The organism is Phormidium sp. CCY1219, from assembly GCF_055795085.1.
Genome location: NZ_JAYFEQ010000415.1, coordinates 1 through 1916, shown reverse-complemented (window position 1 = coordinate 1916; position 1916 = coordinate 1). Strand labels below are relative to the sequence as shown.

Annotated in this window: 2 protein-coding genes; one reads left to right on the top strand and one right to left on the bottom strand. The window is 52.2% G+C overall.

The window, feature by feature from the left end:
• The coding region (locus AC0QH1_RS09270; RefSeq protein ID WP_324630786.1) for a pentapeptide repeat-containing protein at positions 1 to 1045 on the top strand (1045 nt) is incomplete at its 5' end.
• Between the two features lie 82 nt (positions 1046 to 1127).
• Here AC0QH1_RS09270 and AC0QH1_RS09265 read toward each other — a convergent pair.
• Complete coding sequence (locus tag AC0QH1_RS09265; RefSeq protein ID WP_324630785.1) at positions 1128 to 1811, bottom strand: pentapeptide repeat-containing protein; 684 nt, start codon at positions 1809 to 1811, stop codon at positions 1128 to 1130.
• Positions 1812 to 1916: the final 105 nt, after the last annotated feature.

The following is a 1916-nucleotide window of genomic DNA, read 5'->3' as shown; positions in this document are numbered from 1 at the left end:
TGCAATGCTTAAAAGCCCTGCCTGGGGTGACGGTTTCATTGTAGCCGCTCGCCCTTTTTTTGTCAAGCGATCGCCTCGACAAAAAGCCGGCGAAACTTCAAACATCACCTCGAGCGGGGATAATCAAATGGTGGTGATGTCAGCAAGCAATAACATGGCGAAGCGCCAAACAACCAGCGATTTAAAACCGACACCGATGGACGTCAATGAACTGTTAGGGCGATACGCACAGGGAGAACGCGCTTTTACCAAAGCGGATCTCGGGGAAGCGCACCTGAGTGGAACCAACTTGAGCCGCGTGATTTTGCGGGATGGGGATTTGAGCGAAGCGAATCTGAGTGCGGCATATCTCAAAGGTGCCGATTTGAGAGGCGCGGATCTCAAAGGTGCCGATTTGCGCGGAACCTATTTAAGAGGAGCGGATTTGCGCGGCACAGACTTGCGATGGGCGCATATGCAGGGAACCGATATTTCCCAGGCGCTCTACAACATCCAAACCCGATTTCCCGCAGAATTGGATCCGAAAGCATTGGGTGGCTATGCGATCGCCCCGGGTGCAGACTTAGAGAATGGCTATCTTTGCGGGGCGGATCTGCGCTGGACCAAGCTAACCGATTGTAATTTAAAGCGCGCATATCTGCACCGCAGCGATCTGCGATCGGCAGATTTGCGGGGGGCGGATTTGACGGATGCAGATTTGAGCGCGGCGCTTTACGACGATCTAACTCAATTTCATGCAGAATTCGACCTGGAAGCAGCCGGTGCATATGCGATCGCCCCGAATGCTTCCCTCATCAACGCCAAGTTGTGGCGCGCGAGACTCAGTGGCGTAGATTTAAGTGGGGCGGATCTAACCGATGCGAATCTATATCGGGCCGATCTGTCGCGCGCGAATCTGCAAGGAGCGAATTTAACCGACGCGAATTTGTGGGGAGCGAATTTAATTGGAGCAAATCTGCAAGGAGCGAATCTGCAAGATACGATACTCAAAGAAGCGGATATGAGAGGCGCGATCGCCCCAGATGGAACCTCCGAATCCGACTAATTGTCGGCATTTTGGCTCAAACCGGATTCAGGGATAAGGTATCGAGTCATCCATCCACCCGCCACCGGATATTCCCCGAGGATTAAAAACTAGAAATAGTGTATCCGGTGGGCAGGTTTGCACCTTGCAGTTGCACTTGGCGGGTATCCGCGCGATCGAGTTTTGCCCCAGAGAGATCGGACCAATTGAGGTTAGCATCGGTGGGGTTTGCATGGGTCAAATCCGCATCGCGCAGGTTGACGCCTGCAATCCCAGTGGCGTGGAAATTGCCCTCGCTGAGAGTAACGCGATGGAGGTTAGCAACGCTTTGCAGGGCATTATTTAAGTTTGCGCCCACCAAAGAGGCGCTTTCCAGATTTGCCCCCACTAGATTCACACCGCTGAGGTTTGCGCCATTTAAGTTGGCAATCACCAATCCCGCCAGAGTAAGATTACTGCGGGTTAAATCGGCATTTTCTAAGTTTGCTCCATGCAATCTCGCTGCAATGAAACTGGTATGGCGCACTGTGGCATTTTCTAAATTCGCATTAATTAAAGATGCCTCGTTGAGATTGGCACCTTCTAAATTGCTACCGCTGAGATTCGCTTCTTTCAAGTTAGCCCCGCTCAAGTCGCGCCCTGCCAAATTGACGCCACTCAGGTCGCATTTTTGGCATTCGTTGGTGTCGAGCAATTGTTGCAAATGTGCCGGATTTTCCGCGACGGCGGGGGTTGCGATTGCGGTTGCGCTGAGTAATGCGGCGATCGCGATTTGTCCGATTTTCATAGTAGCCTCCTATACGTTTGGAAACCCTCGTGCTTTAGCCGGGGGAGGAAAAACGAACTTGCGGCTTTAGCCGCCGTCAAAACTATATTGAGAATTGGGTGTGCA